This window comes from Chryseobacterium flavum, from assembly GCF_003385595.1.
Taxonomy (GTDB): domain Bacteria; phylum Bacteroidota; class Bacteroidia; order Flavobacteriales; family Weeksellaceae; genus Chryseobacterium; species Chryseobacterium flavum.
The window spans coordinates 14,521-31,642 of the sequence record NZ_QNUE01000025.1; the positions used below are offsets into that span (position 1 = coordinate 14,521).

Sequence of the window (17,122 nt, forward strand, 5' to 3'; positions counted from 1 at the left end):
CAACCACAGTATGAAATAAAGAAAACAGACCAGTACTGTTCCCCCAATCAGGTAACTGATGTATGATTTTTTCCTGTTATCCTCCATGTTACTGTCCGAAATTATCTGATAATCCTGTAGCTTTCATTCTTTTTATGAATTAAGACAGGAAATAGAAATTCTTCATTTGTTTGTTTGTTGTAGTATCGGATTATCGGATTTCCTCCTGTTCTGACTATCGTATAAACTTTGTTATCTGCAAAAAACATCAGTTCTGTAGAAGCAGGAAATTCTTCCAATATATACTTTCCGCCATCAAGCTCTTCAAACAATGTAGATAATTCAACCTTATTATCTACATCGCCAAGGTATAAGGATGTATCAATTTCTCCGAATTTATCTTTCATTTCATGATAAATACCATCTATATTTTTCTCCTTAAACATCTCGTAAATCAACTTAAAATAACTTACAATTTCATTTTTATTTACAGATTCAGGGTCAAGTGATTCAGAAATCTGCCAGCCTGGAATTTTATAATTTATTTCTGCTTTAAATTCATTAATCACATTTTTAACAGGTACATCACTTTGTGAAAAATCCTGTTCATATCTAAAGACCTCATTTATATTGTCATATTGCCCTGTAGAGGAGTCATAGCTGAATATTTTTATCTTGAAAAATCCATCAGATCTTAAAGACGTTTCTCCTTTTAATGGTAATATGTTTAATTTAATATTTTGTATTCCCGATTCCAGGATAAAATGGTTAATCGGAGTATGTGATGATATTCCCCCTCCTACGTGATGGGTAAAAGCAGGTAAATCATTGATAAAAATATCAAAGTTACATACCGATGAATTAAAATCTACAATATAATAAGGTTCTGTAAATCTGGTCATTTTGAATAAGTTTATTACTAAAATAATTAAGTGAGCTCCCAAAGCTTCTCCGTTACTTTCTGTGGAGATCTGAAAAATAAGGAGACCAAGCTTTTATTTAAGCTTCACATATTTATTTTCTACTCCTTCATACGTAATCGTTAATGTATCATTCTTCACACTGTAACTTCCTTCAGCCTTTTCTTTGGTTTCATTTTCCACAGTGATTATTTTATCATCTTGAATTTCATAGGTAGATTCTATGGTATTCTGCATTTTACCTTCTCCCAGATACTGAATGAATTTTCCATCTTTTGTAAATTCCAGAATAATTTTTTCAACAGAACCTCCTGTTTCTGAATCTTTTAATGATCCGTTCCATTTCCCAATAAGTTTCGGATCTTCCTGTTTTTGTGAATTGCAGCTCATTGCTAAAAAACAACCTAAAATAACTAATATTTGTTTCATCTTAATTTTATTAATTGTCAAAATTCATATATTTCTTCTCAAACTTAATTTCATCAGGCATAACTAACCTTGATTCTCCTTCATAAGTCAATGTTCTTTTAAATACGCCTAATTTCACAGTACCGATAGCAACAAAAGTAGCTTTTACACCGGCAAATTCTGCTACCGGAGCGGTATAAATTCCATTTTTATCTGCTCCAACCTTTATTCCTGCTGTTACAGATGTACTTGCATCCGCTTTTACTTCTCCTTCAAATCCAAGATATCCTACTCCTCCTTTTGCCCATGCTTTAAATTCTGCAACCACCTGTATTTTTCCGGTAGTTTTAACTTCTCCTGTAGTCTCTTTAGGATAAGAAGTATTAATAGTAACTTTACCATCTACATAAGCTCCGCCACTAAAGCTGATGAGAAAATGCATTCCGGCTTCTTTACCGAGCTTATCCAATATCCATGAAATAATACTTCCGGCACCCGGACAAACTGCATCTCCTCCAAATTTTATAAAAATTTTCCAGAGATCGATCTCAATTTTAGCTTCAACCAATGGTTTTGCAGATACTCCAATGACCACCATATGGGTCAGATCCAAAGAAGTTTTTGGCGCTCTTTCAAGATACCATTGGGCTGAAAATGCAATTTTAGGTGATTCTATTGTAAACCTTGCCCTTCCCTGAGATAACGGAGAGTTAGAAATCTTCTCAGTCATACTTTTCATCTTATTGAAAAGGGCCAGTGTTCTTCTGATTTTACCATCCCATTTATGTCCAAGCTCCAAAGTTTGGGGTGCCGAGGACCTGCCTTGTGTAATCCTGTTCCATTCTGCTTTAAGTGAGAGGGCAAATGACTGATCCATCTCTCCAAAACTTTTGGATGTTGCACGATCAAATTCAGCACCAATTACCTTTTTCCTTCCTTCCTGAATATCATAAGGGTGTAATTTGTTCCCAAAACTGTATGCAAAAGGCTGATCATGATTCCATTTAAACTCAACGGTCCATTTGATGTCCGGAAAAACCTTTACCTGAACAACGGCATTATTTTTATTGGAAAACCATCTGCAGGAATTAATAAAAACATTATATATTGTAGCTGAGCTCTGCATGGACAGCAGATTAAATGATGGCCATATATAATTCAAAGGAGCAACATTAGCTGCTGCAAGCTGAGAATGAACCGGAAATGCTAATGAACTCTGATTTATTTCGTAAGGAGATGTATATTCAGGAGATTTTACAATAACTTTCTTCTCATGTTTATCTTTACCCCTGAAACAGCCTTTATTGATAAGTCCGGAGGTTGCAACCGTAAGGTTGATATCCGAGCTGGGAGCTAAAGCCTCATAAACAATTGTATGGGCATCATGCGCATTAAATGTGAAGGAAATATCTACTCTTCTGTTATTCTCATAGTCTTTTTCATTTTTGTACCTGATATTATCTCTTCCCTTTTTGTCATCAGTAGGATCCACCTCACCTTTACCTACTGAGATGATTCTTGCAGGATCCAGCCCTCCGTCTGCAAAAAATTTTTTAACAATATCTGCTCTTCTTTGTGACAATCCTTTATTATAGTTTTCTTTTCCAATAACACACGCGTATCCGCTTAAGTTTATGGTTGAACCTTTATGTTCTAAAAGGAATTTCAGGATATTATTCAATATCTCCTCACCATCTTTATCTATGATTGTGGAATCAAATTTATAAAAAATCGTTCTATGAATATTTTCCTGAGGGGCATTTTTATGTTTCAGACCTTTTCCATTTTCAAATACGGTAACTGTTGTATTATTTGCCTTACCGTCTTTTACTTCGTTTTCAGTGATGTTAATCACTTCAAATTTACATGGTTCATAGCGGGCATTACTTACATCAGGTTTGTATACTTTGGTAGGAGTCTGATTATACACTCCATTGGTATTGGAAGTAGCTACTTTATTTTTTACATTCAGATAGATCGCATGAAGGTCATCACCGAGTTTATCTTTAATATATTGTTTAGAAGCGGTATCTTTTACTTTAATATAAAATTCCTCTACATTCTGAATATTGTCTACAAAAGCCATCCAGGCATATGTATTTTCTATTCTCAGATTTACTTCACCATCGATTACCTGAACATCAGTGTAAACAAACACCAGTTTATCATTTTTTGCCCTCTGCTGATTCCAAAGTTCTATAATAAGAGTATTCCCATTCAGTCCTTCAGTCATCAGGTTCAGGTGTACAATATGTCCGTAGGAAATATAATTAACTTTATTGCTGTTTTTAATGCTTTTACTACCTTTTTGTGTAGACCATTTGCTGCTGACTATTTTAGGTTCACACCATCCTTTTACATATATACCTGTATTATTTTTAAAGTCCCTTTTACCGGACATACTTGCTTCTATATAATAGAAGTAACTGCCACACAATTGCTTCGATATTCTAAACCGATATCCTATTACTGATGGAACCTGATAGATAATAATTTTTCGATCTCCGCTTTGCCTCATCCAGATAAGCTCCTTCTTTTTCTCTTCTGCAGTAGTACCCGGCAACCATTCATCCACTTCAAATTGCACCCATTCACCCGGTTTTATCGTAATTCTCTGTCCCAAAACAGACATTTTCGGATAAGTAAAACCACTGGTAACTTTAATTTTTTTAACGCCTTTTGCCATTGCTTTTATTGTTTAGATTCCCTTATCCTCCCCTCCACCACCGGAAGATTGGTTATTATATATTTCTTCAGAATCCACCAATGGATTTATTTGTTGCTGCACATCTTTATCTGCATTTTTAAAGTTTTGCTGGCTGGCTTCAGTTCTTTGCCCATGATCAATAATCTCAATACACGGTGCACCGGCAACAGCACATACTGCTTTACTATCTTCAAGAATAATAAATCCACCATTGCTGAGCTGTACTTTATCATAAAAGTTTTGCCACTCAGTAACCATAATCTTACAGGGCGGGGGTGGCCCCCCATTTTTCGTACAGTTTCCAAATGTATTTTTTTCAAAAGTAGCTCCTCCTATTTCTTTCGTAGTTACGATCAGTTTTTTAGAAGCACTTTTATCATTTGCATATTCTTTCTGATGGGTGAGTACCTTAAGCTTGTCCGGTGCCTGTCCGAACTGGCATTTGCACATCGCTCCCTGCACTACGATATGTTTTTCTGACATGGCTGAAAATCTTTATTTGAGATTACAAGTTTAAATTTATGATCTGACTTTTTTTTCATATTATGATGTTTTCACTCCGGAAGAATAGCTATGGCAACTGATATTTTCTTTATTTCATTCAGCATCATACTGCATTCCAAATACATATATTCCAACAACCCGTTTTTCCCATTCAGATAAGACTGAATTCTCATCTCTCCTTCTTCATTCATATCCGGCTGATCTTTAACAATCAGTGAGAAAGGTAAATTATTGATAAAATCATGTACCGTTCTTTCGTCACTCAGCTTTCCTTCTCCTTCTATATTAATTAAATCATATTCGTCTTTCAGCGGATCAATCTCCAGCCTTATCCGATATTGAGGCTCTATGTGATTATGAATAACAGGGAAACTTTTTGTTTCTTCAATAGAATAATTCCTGCCAAAGCTTTGGTAAATCCCGAAAAATAAAGTTCTTATAAAATAATCATTTCTCAGATAGAGGTCTATACTTTCAGGTTCTCCGATAACTCTTTCAATCTTTTTACAGTACTCCTCTACTATTTCGCCTTCAAATTCTTTATAAAGTTCTTCTTTAATTCCTGCCCATCTTTGTATAAATACCTCAGGGTTTTCAACAGCCTCAAATTTTCCCTTATCATCTGTACTGACCTGTAAAGGATATAAGACTTTGGATGTCCTGTAAGCCAGCAGATCTGCTATTTCATTAACCTCTTCTTCATTCAGATAAAGATTTGATGTCCTGTCTATCTCAAAAAAATGCCGCCCTTTTTCAGTTTTCAGCCATCGCACCGATGTTTCAAATTTAAGCTCATTTTTAGCCTCTCCTTTTTCAATGGTAATCACTACACCGTATCTTCTGATCTTATTTTCCGGCTGAAAGACCAGGCTGTTTCCCCTTCCGAATTTCACGAGCCTGCCTTTATCTTCAACAGCAGTTCTAGGTAGAAAAAGCTGTTTCTGCCCGTTCAGTTCAATCAGGATCATATCCTTAACATCACAGTGATTGTTGTGGAAGAGCTTTATTACATCTTTTTCAAAACCATACAATGAAGCTATGCTTCTTAAGGTTTCATCTTTCTGAACGGTATGTATATTATATTTCTGCATAAATTATCCTGCTTCAAAATTCAGACTCTTTACTCCGTCTATTTAGTGAATAACCCTTTTTCTGTCCGACCTTGGATCCATTCCTATACCTTCTCTCCTGGCAGACCAGTGAAGATATTTGTTTCTCAGAACTCTCAGGTCATCCTGTTCCTCCACTTCTTTCTGATAGGCAGCATATTGATTTTCAGGAATTTCATTTCCTCCGTAAGCATCTCGCAGATCTTTAAACCTTTTAAAAGTATACGGCCTACCATCTCCCATTACATAAGGTCTCAGGCGGTCTTTTACCCTTACCAGCAAAGCATCTGATGTAATAGAATATGTTTCATTAATCATTTTCTTATCGGTGATGGGCAGATTTTTCTGAATACCATATTCCGCCATAAAATGTAAAGGAATATAACTGAAGGTCTTTACCAGATCACGGACACCTCTTAAGGATAGATAAAATCCGGGAGTAATGGTAAGCTGTCCCTCTGTATACCAGCCTTCTGCCTCAAGCTGTGACTTTAATGCTTCTAATTTACTGCTGGTTGTCCAGGATGTTTCAACTTCTTCCCATACTTCTTGTCCGTTTTCATAGGCTCCTCCAACGTCACAGTGAACTCCTGGAAATGTTTTTTCGGTTCCGATATGTACCTGAGTGAGATCAAAGTTTTCCCTGTGCTCATTTTCTGCAATAAAATGTACTACAGTCTGCGCTTTTCCAATATCATTCAGGCTCAGTTCTTCCACGTCATTACTGAAATGCGGCAGAGGATATTTGGAATAGGAAGATACCGTATCGTAGATTCCCAAAAATCTTACTTTTATAACATCAACCGTCAGACCGGCTTCCTGTAATTTCAGTCCCAGATGTCCCCATTTAGGAAGATCTTCTGAAGCCACACTCTTTCCATCATCATCTGAATACGAGGTAACTGTCATCCCTTCATTAGAAACGGTGTGTGCATTTGCTTTATATTTTGCTTTTCCTATTTCATGAACAAAATTCCTGGCAGCTGCAGCTCCCCTGCTGAAACCAAACACATCAAATGTAAGTACGGCAATTTTATCTGCCTTTTTTGAACTTTTAATGTTTTTGGCTTTTTTTACGATCTCCTCACAGCCTTTTCTTACTTTTGATCGGATTCCCGTTTCTCCTGTTCCGAAAGCGTATCCCAGAGTAGCATCTCCCTGCTTATCTTCGGTACCGATTCCTTCTATATAAATACCATAGTTTTTATCGTAATTGTCCCACATACGTGCAACATTACTCCAATCATTGTTATAGCTGGTATTATCTTTAGCTTTACCACCATGCTTTTTATGTGCGTCCGTATTCTTCTTTCTTTCGTCGGTATTGGTCTTATTATTTAAAGTCCCGTCAAAAAAAATCCCAATGGTAATATCCAGTACTTCTTCTTTGGATATAGAAGGGGTATAATTTCCAAATTGGTTGTTGTGCATAGTTCTTGTTTTTTATGAATGACAGAAATACATCACTCTATCTTCCGGGATAATCTGATTTTTGCTTTTGTAATGGAAAGTTCTTCTTTTTCAGTTACTAAAGACAAAAATACCCTGGTATTATCTTCATTGACTTTAATTGTAAAATCAATTTCTTCGTCCTTCCCCAGCTTTTGAAATAATTCAAAAATCTCTTTTTCATCAAAAGAATCTACCCATACAGCATATCTGTTTTTATTTTTGTCCCTCCAGTAGAACCCACAGAACTTTGGAACGGCCCTGTTTTTATAAGTATTATCATCCAGAGTTTTTGCAAAAAGATTTTCCTGTTCTCCATTGTAATTGTTAAATCCAAAGTCAATCCATACAGATCCTTCCGGAAGAATAACAACAGGTTTCCAATTGAATTTTTCCCTGTAAATATCATATATATCGGGCTCAGGATATCCTTCTTCTTTTATCTTTTCCCGGATTTCCGGCTTAAAGGTTTTATATTCCGGATCATTCAGCATTCTGTCTGCAAATCCATCATTAAACATATATTGTGCATTTTCGTATGCTTTTTCTTTGGTAATGATGGTATCATGAGCCTGGAAAACACCCACTTCTTTCTGATTACCTGCTCCTTTTATCCATAAAACTACTCTTCCTTTTGGAGCCAGCCCTACCACAAATGAATTATATGTTGTTCTTTTCCGGGTATCCTGATCAACAAAGCCCTCATCAAAAAGGTTCTTAATCTTTTTCTGATCAAGATCCCATTTCCCGGTGAAGAATTTCTTTTCTACTAATGAGTACCAGGTAAATTCCAGTTGATGAGGCAGGTCCATGGTTTCAGTATCAACACTCATCGTCCCTCCTTCATTTCCCCAACCTGTATTCTGGGTCCCCCATATGCTGTCAAAACTGTAGGTAAAATCATTGCCCACAATAGCTCCCTGATAAATTTCCATCGGGTATTCTTGTGGTGCAGAAATAGTTCCCAGCCAGTTGTATTTTTCTTCCATTTTTTTCTTCTGACAATTCATTAATGAGAAACTGCATAAAATCAAAAGTATCAGAACTTTTAATTTACTTATTCCCATGAGACATTATTTTCTTATTACTGATTAAAATAAGGTTTTCCTTTTGTGCCTCGACATTAATCTTCTTGGCAATTTTTTCAACCTTCTTACCTACATTAAGGTGATAAGAGTCTTTAACGGTTATCACTATATTAGTTGCTGTTTTTATAATTGCCATATCAGAAAAGTTTTGATTTTTCCGCACTGTTGAACTCTACAATTTTCCCGCTCTGCATGGTCATATTTTCAAGTTCGCTGAACATGGAAATTTCGCCTGCAATTTCATTAGAGGTTTCAGATTGTCTTTTAAATTCTTTTTCCACCATTTCTGTTCTGGTATCTGATGACTCCCGGATATCACCTGCAGCAGTAAATCTCATATCTTTTCCTGCCGTTGAAATAATATCTTCATTGGCGGAACTTGTAATACTTGCTCCTGCACTTACTGAAATTTCTTTACCCGCAGTAATATTAATATTTTCTCCAGCATTTAACGTAAAATTTTTAGGTGCTTTCATGCTGATATTTCCTTTTCCATCCATAAAGTAGCTATTCCCACTCGGATCAAGGATCGTTACACTTCCTTCTTCATCATTCATCAATATTCGGATACCGCTTCTGGTTTGAATGGATTTTAAATGATTATTGACTCCTCCTCCCAAAGCAACTCCTCCATGAAACATCCCTCCCATGACGAAAGGCCTGTCCGGATGGCTATGAACAAAGTTAACCATCACCTGATCTCCTACTTCGGGAATCGCAACATATCCCCTGTTTTGGGTAATCTGATCTGTTCCTCCGGCATCAGGGCTCATCATACGGATAAAGTGAGTGGTATCGCTGGTCTGCCAGTCAAACCGTACCTGTACTCTGCCCTGCCCTTCAGGATCGGTGTTGGAAATTACGGTAGCCGTTTGTGGTTCCGCTTTTGGAATGGTAAATTCCGGCTTTGGAAGAAAGCCTGTGTCTGCCGCTATCGCTGCAAAACTTCCTTTATAATGTCCTATGGTATCAATTTCGTGTTCAGCCTCCGTAATCATAATTTTTGTAAAATATGAGGTTTCATTGGAGTCAGGTTTACGCATCTGCATATCTACTACACAACCCGGGTGCAGAAAAGGAACCGTTGTATTTCCCGAAACTGAAAATACATTTACGGCTTCACTGCCTGAAGCACTTTTCTGTGAATACTCAACATCCAGATGTGTAGATGCTTTTATCGGAGCAATTTGTAACGCAGGGGTTTTATAAATATTTTCATTATGACTGTATGCCGTTCTTGCCAGATCACTTACATGTTTGATCGGGGTAGATCCCGAAGTCAGTTTTTCATGTCTGTTACTATTATATCCGTAGAATTGTGGTCTGGTATGAACAGCTTTCAGTTCAACCCTGATATCATTTGCACTGCTTCCATAGGTTAAAACAATAGGCTTGTTTTGTGGGGGTAGCTTGCCGAAGTGCAGGACTTCCCCATCATAATAAAATTGTTCCCCATATGCTTCCGCCATTCTTGCAAGATAATTGTAATGGGTTTCATCATATTGGCTGCTGTAAATAATCTGTGAAAAATTATTGGCATCTACCCTGATATCAAAACGACTCTTATCAATACCCTGCTTGATCACTTCTTCAGCTATAATTCCCATATTAACAGCCTGCCCACCTCCAAAGCTCTGAATGTGAGGAGCCCCGTCAAGAAGAATTGTCGGACTGTAGCCGCTAAGTACAATATTCCCCAGGCTCATCTTTTCCTGGCTGAAACCAACTCCTGTAATAACTCCTACAAAAGTTCTTTCAGGGCTATTGTCTATATCTTTATAGGAAATAACAGCAGTCAGACGTTTTCCCAGGAACTTATTGGCATCCTCCAGGGCATGGGTTTGCCTGCCTCCCAAGGTGTCATGTGCCAGGATGAGGGTAAATTCGTGATGATGACTGGTGCTCTGCTTTAGTTTGAAATGTTTATAGTATTTGATAATTTTTCCTTCTATGACCAGAGAAAGCTTTACCAAACGGTTGATACCGGTATGATGATTCTCAGATACACCATCTGCATTCTGCGTCGGACGAAAAGACGTTGCATTTGATTTTTCAGATGTGTTCATATTTGTAGTGATTTGTTATAGTTTTAAAATTATTAAAGAAAACAGGAATTTTTGTTTGTTTTAATTCCCTCAAAATGTTTTTACACCAGGTAAAAAAAGACCGTCTTACAAGGACAGTCTTTTTATATCTCAATACTGAAGACTTAGCTTAAAGGCCAAAGTCCCTCATAGGATGAATTTCCGTAAGTAATACTTTCAGCACTTACAACAAAACTGATCAGCATATTATTACTGTCTAAAGCATCAAAATCTACCTCATGCTGAATGACATATCCATTTTCCCATTTCAGGGTAATCAATGTCCCTTCTTCATGAGATTTATTGAAATTAATTTCTCCACTTGTAGGTTTATATTTACTGTTCAGTAAACTTTCCAGAACATCAGATTTCTCTGTTGCCTCAATGGTTACCTTAATCAAAGCATTTGACGGATCAGATGCTACACGTCCTGAAACATCTGTAGATCTTGACACACTGTAATTAAGCTTTAACAACTTTTGACCTTCACCTCCATTGAATTTTAAGATTCCTCTTGAATTTCCTGCCATATTCTTAAATTTTATTCCTTAATAATTATCCCGTATATAGGATTTATATAACAAAGATAGACTTCATGTTCTAATCTAAAAAGTTTTTAGTCAACAGATTCATAAATTGTAGTAGTTCTACGACTTTTTTAACAGCTATTACCAAGAATAGCACGGATATACTCTTCGAATCGATCAGGAAAATAACGTGCTGTGCCTGTACACATAAGAGGTAATCATAATCATCAGATTAATCAATGCCATAAACAGCAATACTGTTGTATATTTTCTTTTCCTGTCAATAAAGCTTATGCCAAGTAAACAAAAAAACAACAATAAAGTATACACTGCAGGATACATTTCAAATGCTTCGGTAAACCGCCCTTCGAAGACCAGCATAACCGCTCTCTGTGCTCCGCATCCGAGACATTCCACCCCCAGAAATTTTTTACTGGGACAGGTCAGCATAAAATCTTCTATATCCATCTGTACAGCTATAGTTTTTGATTATGACGAGATCTTAGCTCTGGTATACTGATGTGGAAAAAAACAATCCTCTTTCATCTCAAATGAGCCCTGTACAGCCATATATGGGTTTCTCAGAATTTCTCTTGCGATGAAAATAAGGTCTGCATCTCCTTTCTGAAGAATTTCTTCAGCCTGTTCCACTTTGGTGATCAAACCTACAGCACCCGTTCTGATATCACCCTCATTTTTTACCTGAGAAGAAAATGGGACCTGATAACCGTCAAAAACAGAAATTTTAGCGCCGTGAATATTTCCTCCGCTTGATACATCCACAAGATCCACGGAATGTTCTTTTAAAATTTTCGCCAATGCCACACTATTTTCAATATCCCATCCGTTTTCAGCATATTCCGTACCGGATATTCTTACAAAAAGTGCCGTGTTTTCATTCAATTCTTCGTTTACAGCATCTACAATTTCAAGGAGAAACCTGATCCTGTTTTCAAAGTCTCCACCATATTCATCTGTTCTAATATTGGAAAGAGGAGACAAAAACTGATGAATAAGATATCCGTGTGCTCCATGAATTTCAATAATATCAAAACCTGCTTTTACAGCTCTCGCGGCAGCATTTTTAAAGTTTTGTACAATTTCTTTTATCTCTGCCACACTTAATGCATGTGGAATTCTTTCAGACGGATGATAAGGTATTGAGCTCGGAGCTACAGTTTCCCAGCCTTCCTCGATGGAGATTTGTTTATTATTCCAGGTCGATCCTTTTCTTCCTGCATGGGCCAGCTGTATCCCTATTTTACTCTCTGAATTGCTGTGAATAAAATCAACAATTTTCCCCAGCTTTTCTGCCTGATCATCATTCCATATTCCCATGCAATGATTGGTGATTCTTCCTTTCGGTTCAACTCCTGTAGCTTCAACAATGATAAGTCCTGTTCCTCCCTGTGCCCTGCTTCCATAATGAACAAAATGAAAATCGTTTGCCATTCCGTCATTACAGGAATACATGCACATCGGGGACATCACCCATCGGTTTTTCAACTCTACATTTCTGAATTTTATTGGTGTATACAGCATTTTATCTTAAATAATTTCCGGTTATGTTTCTATGAAGAATAAATATTGCCCACTTCATTAAAAAGAACTAATTTTACCCCCCTTTTTTAGTCATACAATATATGAAAAAAGACATACAGATCAGTTACGAATATTTTAAAAACAGTAGTGAACTGAACGATATAGAAAACCAATTGTTTGCCAGGGCCAAAGAGGCACGCGAAAATGCTTATGCACCCTATTCCCAGTTTCTGGTAGGATGTTCCGTCTTACTAGAAAATGGTGAGATCTATTCCGGAAACAATCAGGAAAATGCAGCCTATCCATCGGGACTTTGTGCCGAACGAACCACTCTTTTCTGGGTAGCGGCAAATTTCCCGGATGTGAAAATAAAGAAAATTTTTGTGGTAGGCGGACCAAAGGAATTTCATGAGAGCAATCCTCCGATACCTCCATGCGGGGCCTGCCGGCAGAGTTTGATAGAGTATGAAACCAAGCAAAACGAAAACATTGATCTTTACTTTTCAAGCATGAATGAAGAAGTGGTAAAGGTACATGCGGTAAAAGATTTGCTTCCTTTTTATTTTGATTCAACTTTTTTGTAGAAAATAAAAAAGACTTATTTGAGAGCAATAAAATTAAAAATGTTGTTTCTGATCAGAAACAACATTTTTAATTTTAATTTTATTCTTCCGACTCTTCTTCGTCGTCTTCATATTGTTCGAGATAGTAGCTGAAACTAAAGTCTTCCACTTCTTCCTCTGCATCTTCCAGGGTTGTTAAAAGATCTTCAAAAATCTCAAGCTGGTCTACTGTCATATTGACGAATTCCATGTGGAGCGGCATCTCAAGAGTTCCGGTAATCGTATCATAAAGGGCATCAAGATTATCCCCGAAATGTTCCGGAAGCTGAATTTTCTCTTTTAGCTGGGTATAAAAATCTTCATAATCACCTATATCCGTGAAGTCTATATATATTGTTTTCATATCAAATTAAATTTCCAATTTTTATTCTTTAAAAAAAACTTGCACTTTCTGCAAAAATCAGTTTCTTCATCTGTTGGGTTTTTGCCTTCCGCATCCCTCATAAAACATTTTTTTTCAGGGCAATGTGGCAACCCTTGTGTATGACCAAGTTCATGAATGGCTATCTTAAAAAACTGCTCATCCTGATTTTTTTTGCTCAGCCTGAATTTTGACGCCACACAGGCTTTTCCCGGCCTGTATCCAAGTCCCATTATTCCGAAATCTTTAATTTTCCCTCTTGAAGCACTTATATCTTTTGAAGTTAAACCAATAGTTACAAAACCGCTTTTTGTCCTTTTACTGAGAAATTTAATAATTGAATCAGCTCTGTATCGGTTTCTTTCCTGATAATAAGTATTCTCCGGAAAATCAATAGGTTCCAGCACCTTCACATTCGGGTATACATTTCTTATGCCTTCAGCTACTGTTTCCAGACTTTCAGGTGTAACATCCTTAAAAGGCTGAATAAGTATTGTTACAGCAGGTTTTTCCTCTTTCTGTATCACTTGCTTTTTCTCCGAACATGCAAGTATTAAAATTAAAACTGCAGTAAGGCAAAAAAAAATATTATTTTTCAAAATTAAGATTTATAATTATTTTGATGCAAATGCTGTACATTCATTGGGAAGATTCATGGAACAAAATAACAGCTGTCTGTATTCAACCTATTGTTTTTCGAAACTCTTATAATGGTTCTTTGTCAGGTAAACCTCTCCATCTGGAGTATAAATAATCCGGTCTGCATTTCTGGTGCCACAGTGATAGTTTACATCTGCTTCAAAATATTTTTCTCCGTCCGGAAGCTTTCTTTCCCTGTTGCCGAATTTATCTCCTCCAATAGCCTTTCCCGGAAGCACTTCACAGAGATTCCCTTTTGACGGATTCCATCCCTGCCTTCTTGCTTCACCTTTTGTGATATAATAATCCGGTAATTTATGATTTTGCTTCACATACGCAATTACTTTCTTCTCTTCTGTCAGTTCGTCTATAGAAATTTGTACCTCTGAAGTTCCTGCAGAAGCACTACCATAACTAATGGTTTCTGATTTCGAATGTACCTGTTCTTTCTTATCCTCAATAAAATTCTTGTAGATATACATTACAGACATTCCAAAGAGAAGTCCCAGGCACATGAAAAGTACGGCTCTTATTTTACTGTTCATAATAAATTTGCATTAATGTAACAATGTACCCATATAACAGTAAGAAAACACAAACATTTGCAAACTGTTGCATGGCATCTTATGCCTTCCATTCTTCAGGAATATCACAAATCGGGATAGGATCCATTTTATGCTTTGCTGCTTTATGCATTCTGTCGAAGATCAGGAATACTTCCTTATCCCTTCCTTCGTAGTCTTCTGCTGTTTTGGTTCCGTATTCTTTCTGGATTTTTTCCAGTTCCGGATATGTGGCTCCGATCTGTTGTTCATCGGTCCGGTCTACATCCCAAAGCCCATCGGTAGGAATAGCTTCCTGAATACTCCTGATCAGGTTTAATCCTTTGGCCAGGGTGTAAACTTCTGTTTTATAAAGATCTGCAATCGGGGAAACATCTACTCCACCATCTCCATATTTTGTATAGAACCCGATTCCGAAATCTTCAACTTTATTTCCGGTTCCACATACTAAAAGTCCGTTCAGCTGGCCATAATAATAAAGAGTAAGCATTCTAAGACGTGCTCTTGTATTGGCAAAGGTCAAATTCTCATTTGGATACACCTCACCGTTTACATGGAAGGTTTTATAGATCTCTTCAAAAGCCGGCGTAAGATTTACCGATATTGTTTCTACATTGGGGAATCTGGATTTAAGGTCATTCATATGATCCTGTGCACAATCTACCTGATCGGCTTTCTGGCGGATCGGCATCCCGATCAGCAACGTTTTCATGCCCGTCATTGCTGCCAGTGTAGAAACCACTCCTGAATCTACTCCTCCTGAAACCCCGATTACATATCCGTTTACTTTGGCATTTGTAGCATAATCCTTTAACCAGTTTACAATGTGATCTATTACTTTTTGTGTCTGCATCGTTTATATTTTTAATCTGTTCCAAATTCCTGTGGATATTTCACCACTCCTTTTATATTTTTTAATCCGTCTTTTACCAGTTCTATAGCCATTCCGTTTTCCTCCGGAATCTCAAACGGAAAAGAAATTCCAAAATTACTGGTTTTTTCGTAACCAAACCTAGGATAATATTTTTCATGACCGATAAGGATAACCGATGAATATCCAAGATTTTCAGCAATTGTGTGTCCTTCCTGAATAAGCTTTGCACCCACTCCTCTGTTCTGAAACTCAGGTTTAACAGAAACAGGGGCTAAAGCAAGGGATACATAAGATTCCGGACCGTTCTCTATCGTAATCCTGGTAAACAGAATATGGCCTGCAATTTCTCCGTTTTCATTTTCTGCCACTAATGATAATTCAGGAATAAAGGCATCTGATCTTCTTAGTTTTTCCACCAGAAAATGCTCCTGATGATCGCTGTGCTCAATATTTTTAAAAGCATCCTTTATCAGAAAGAATACCTGTTTATAATCTTCTTCTTTTTCCTGTCTTATTTTCATAAAATCCCTGAATATTTTTCACGTTTAAGTTCATACCAGAAACACAACACTCCGGACTCCATAAACTCTCCGTTTTTTTCAAATCCCAGTTTTCTCAGAATGTGATTGGAACCTGTATTTCCAGAATCAGCATAGGCATAGACCGCATCTGTATTCAGTTCATTAAAACCATAATCCAGTGACAATTTAGCGGCTTCCATTGCATAGCCTTTTCCCCAGAATTCAGGGATATAACGATAACCCAGATCCAGGGTATTCACATACCCGTTGACAGGTATGGTTAGTAGCTTTAGCCCACTCCAACCAATAAACAATCCGCTTTTCTTCTCAATCACAGCCAATCTTCCAACACCATTTTCTTTGTATTGCTTTTGAATCATCCTGATGATCTCCCTTGATTCTTCAATATTCTTAACCGGAGTCCCGAGATACTTCATTACCTCCGGATCAGAGTCCATCAGAAACATCCGGTCAACATCTGCTTCCTCAAGCTTCCTTAAAATCAGCCTTTCACTTTCCAGTCTCATAGTATCTGTTTATTCTTCGGTTCCAAATATAGTAACATCAGTTTTTATTCCTTTATTTATATCTGATTCTTTCATATTATTTCCGGCAACATTTACAGTTTGTAAAACAGGATTTCTTGAAATGTCAAGTTTTTGAATCTTATTATGTTCTACATTCAGTCTTCTCAGCTTTTTAAGCTGAGTAAGATCAATTATTTTTAGCTGATTTAAAGATAATGTTAACTGGTCAATACCAGGAGTTCCTTTCAATGAAATTGTTTCCAAAAGATTATTATCCAGATATAGTGAAGCCAGATTTTTAAGATTTTCAGTTTTTACTGATGAGGTTTTACATCCGGTGCAGGAGAACAATTCCAGCTTCTCCAGATTATTGATCGTTATACTGGGAATTGCATTATCATCCAAAACAATCATTTTCACATTACGGAACAAGCCTGAATCATCAGCTGATGTAATTCCTTTCTGTGTCAGAAATAAGTTGGTAACAGCTTCTGCTTCCTGTTGTTCCAACATTCCATCCTTATTCAGATCGAAATTTTCAAGTACTGCTTTTTCAAAATTTTTATCTTTAAATTCAAGCTTCTGCCCATAGAAAAAAGAAATTACTGTAATAAGATAAAGTGTGGCAAATAATTTTATTTTCATCATTAATTGTCTTTTTAATCCTTATTTTTGTAAACTTAATTTCATGTAAAAA

At 36.8% G+C, this 17,122-nt stretch carries 20 protein-coding genes; 1 reads left to right on the plus strand and 19 read right to left on the minus strand.

Annotated features, from left to right (window positions below; genetic code table 11):
• Positions 1 to 101: 101 nt before the first annotated feature.
• The 12 genes from DRF59_RS19270 to namA all read right to left on the minus strand — a co-directional run bounded on the left by DRF59_RS19270 (position 102) and on the right by namA (position 12,317).
• The gene (locus DRF59_RS19270; protein WP_115963998.1) at positions 102 to 881 is read right to left on the minus strand and encodes a hypothetical protein; all 780 of its coding nucleotides are present in this window, start codon (positions 879 to 881) and stop codon (positions 102 to 104) included.
• A gap of 93 nt (positions 882 to 974) precedes the next feature.
• Positions 975 to 1,328: a hypothetical protein gene (locus DRF59_RS19275; RefSeq protein WP_123873716.1), complete on the minus strand. Its 354-nt coding sequence runs from the start codon at positions 1,326 to 1,328 to the stop codon at positions 975 to 977.
• Between the two features lie 10 nt (positions 1,329 to 1,338).
• Positions 1,339 to 3,993, minus strand: coding sequence for an OmpA family protein (locus DRF59_RS19280; protein ID WP_115964002.1), 2,655 nt, complete (start codon positions 3,991 to 3,993; stop codon positions 1,339 to 1,341).
• 12 nt (positions 3,994 to 4,005) lie between these two features.
• Positions 4,006 to 4,497: a DUF4280 domain-containing protein gene (locus tag DRF59_RS19285; RefSeq protein WP_115964004.1), complete on the minus strand. Its 492-nt coding sequence runs from the start codon at positions 4,495 to 4,497 to the stop codon at positions 4,006 to 4,008.
• Between the two features lie 71 nt (positions 4,498 to 4,568).
• Positions 4,569 to 5,609 (minus strand): hypothetical protein, encoded by a 1,041-nt coding sequence (locus tag DRF59_RS19290; protein WP_115964006.1) that lies wholly within the window; start codon positions 5,607 to 5,609, stop codon positions 4,569 to 4,571.
• A gap of 42 nt (positions 5,610 to 5,651) precedes the next feature.
• On the minus strand, positions 5,652 to 7,058 hold the full coding sequence (locus tag DRF59_RS19295; protein WP_115964008.1) for a phospholipase effector Tle1 domain-containing protein: 1,407 nt from the start codon (positions 7,056 to 7,058) through the stop codon (positions 5,652 to 5,654).
• 32 nt (positions 7,059 to 7,090) lie between these two features.
• The gene (locus DRF59_RS19300; RefSeq protein ID WP_241505640.1) at positions 7,091 to 8,065 is read right to left on the minus strand and encodes a DUF2931 family protein; all 975 of its coding nucleotides are present in this window, start codon (positions 8,063 to 8,065) and stop codon (positions 7,091 to 7,093) included.
• Between the two features lie 64 nt (positions 8,066 to 8,129).
• Positions 8,130 to 8,300, minus strand: a complete 171-nt coding sequence (locus DRF59_RS21030; protein ID WP_157967476.1) for a hypothetical protein — start codon at positions 8,298 to 8,300, stop codon at positions 8,130 to 8,132.
• 1 nt (position 8,301) lies between these two features.
• Positions 8,302 to 10,230, minus strand: a complete 1,929-nt coding sequence (locus tag DRF59_RS19305; RefSeq protein WP_115964012.1) for a type VI secretion system Vgr family protein — start codon at positions 10,228 to 10,230, stop codon at positions 8,302 to 8,304.
• A gap of 143 nt (positions 10,231 to 10,373) precedes the next feature.
• Positions 10,374 to 10,778, minus strand: a complete 405-nt coding sequence (gene tssD, locus DRF59_RS19310) for a type VI secretion system tube protein TssD (RefSeq protein ID WP_115964014.1) — start codon at positions 10,776 to 10,778, stop codon at positions 10,374 to 10,376.
• 174 nt (positions 10,779 to 10,952) lie between these two features.
• Positions 10,953 to 11,243 carry a DUF2752 domain-containing protein gene (locus DRF59_RS19315; protein ID WP_115964016.1) on the minus strand — a complete coding sequence of 97 codons (291 nt, stop codon included), beginning with the start codon at positions 11,241 to 11,243 and terminating at the stop codon, positions 10,953 to 10,955.
• A 21-nt stretch (positions 11,244 to 11,264) separates the two neighbouring features.
• Entirely contained in the window at positions 11,265 to 12,317 is a 1,053-nt protein-coding gene (gene namA / locus DRF59_RS19320) for an NADPH dehydrogenase NamA (protein WP_115964018.1), read from the minus strand.
• 101 nt (positions 12,318 to 12,418) lie between these two features.
• Between namA and DRF59_RS19325 the strand changes: the two genes are divergently transcribed.
• Positions 12,419 to 12,901, plus strand: a complete 483-nt coding sequence (locus tag DRF59_RS19325; protein ID WP_115964020.1) for a cytidine deaminase — start codon at positions 12,419 to 12,421, stop codon at positions 12,899 to 12,901.
• A 79-nt stretch (positions 12,902 to 12,980) separates the two neighbouring features.
• Here DRF59_RS19325 and DRF59_RS19330 read toward each other — a convergent pair whose 3' ends face one another.
• The 7 genes from DRF59_RS19330 to DRF59_RS19360 all read right to left on the minus strand — a co-directional run bounded on the left by DRF59_RS19330 (position 12,981) and on the right by DRF59_RS19360 (position 17,073).
• Positions 12,981 to 13,283 (minus strand): barstar family protein, encoded by a 303-nt coding sequence (locus DRF59_RS19330; RefSeq protein ID WP_115964022.1) that lies wholly within the window; start codon positions 13,281 to 13,283, stop codon positions 12,981 to 12,983.
• The gene (locus tag DRF59_RS19335; protein ID WP_157967477.1) at positions 13,280 to 13,828 is read right to left on the minus strand and encodes a matrixin family metalloprotease; all 549 of its coding nucleotides are present in this window, start codon (positions 13,826 to 13,828) and stop codon (positions 13,280 to 13,282) included. Before DRF59_RS19335 ends, DRF59_RS19330 begins: the two co-directional genes overlap by 4 nt.
• A gap of 159 nt (positions 13,829 to 13,987) precedes the next feature.
• Complete coding sequence (locus DRF59_RS19340; protein ID WP_241505641.1) at positions 13,988 to 14,485, minus strand: ribonuclease domain-containing protein; 498 nt, start codon at positions 14,483 to 14,485, stop codon at positions 13,988 to 13,990.
• Positions 14,486 to 14,564: 79 nt separating this feature from the next.
• The gene (gene nadE / locus DRF59_RS19345; protein WP_115964028.1) at positions 14,565 to 15,356 is read right to left on the minus strand and encodes an NAD(+) synthase; all 792 of its coding nucleotides are present in this window, start codon (positions 15,354 to 15,356) and stop codon (positions 14,565 to 14,567) included.
• Between the two features lie 11 nt (positions 15,357 to 15,367).
• On the minus strand, positions 15,368 to 15,898 hold the full coding sequence (locus tag DRF59_RS19350; protein WP_115964030.1) for a GNAT family N-acetyltransferase: 531 nt from the start codon (positions 15,896 to 15,898) through the stop codon (positions 15,368 to 15,370).
• Positions 15,895 to 16,425 carry a GNAT family N-acetyltransferase gene (locus DRF59_RS19355; protein ID WP_115964032.1) on the minus strand — a complete coding sequence of 177 codons (531 nt, stop codon included), beginning with the start codon at positions 16,423 to 16,425 and terminating at the stop codon, positions 15,895 to 15,897. The genes DRF59_RS19350 and DRF59_RS19355 overlap by 4 nt, the downstream gene beginning before the upstream one ends.
• A gap of 9 nt (positions 16,426 to 16,434) precedes the next feature.
• Positions 16,435 to 17,073, minus strand: coding sequence for a leucine-rich repeat domain-containing protein (locus tag DRF59_RS19360; RefSeq protein WP_115964034.1), 639 nt, complete (start codon positions 17,071 to 17,073; stop codon positions 16,435 to 16,437).
• Positions 17,074 to 17,122 lie beyond the last annotated feature (49 nt).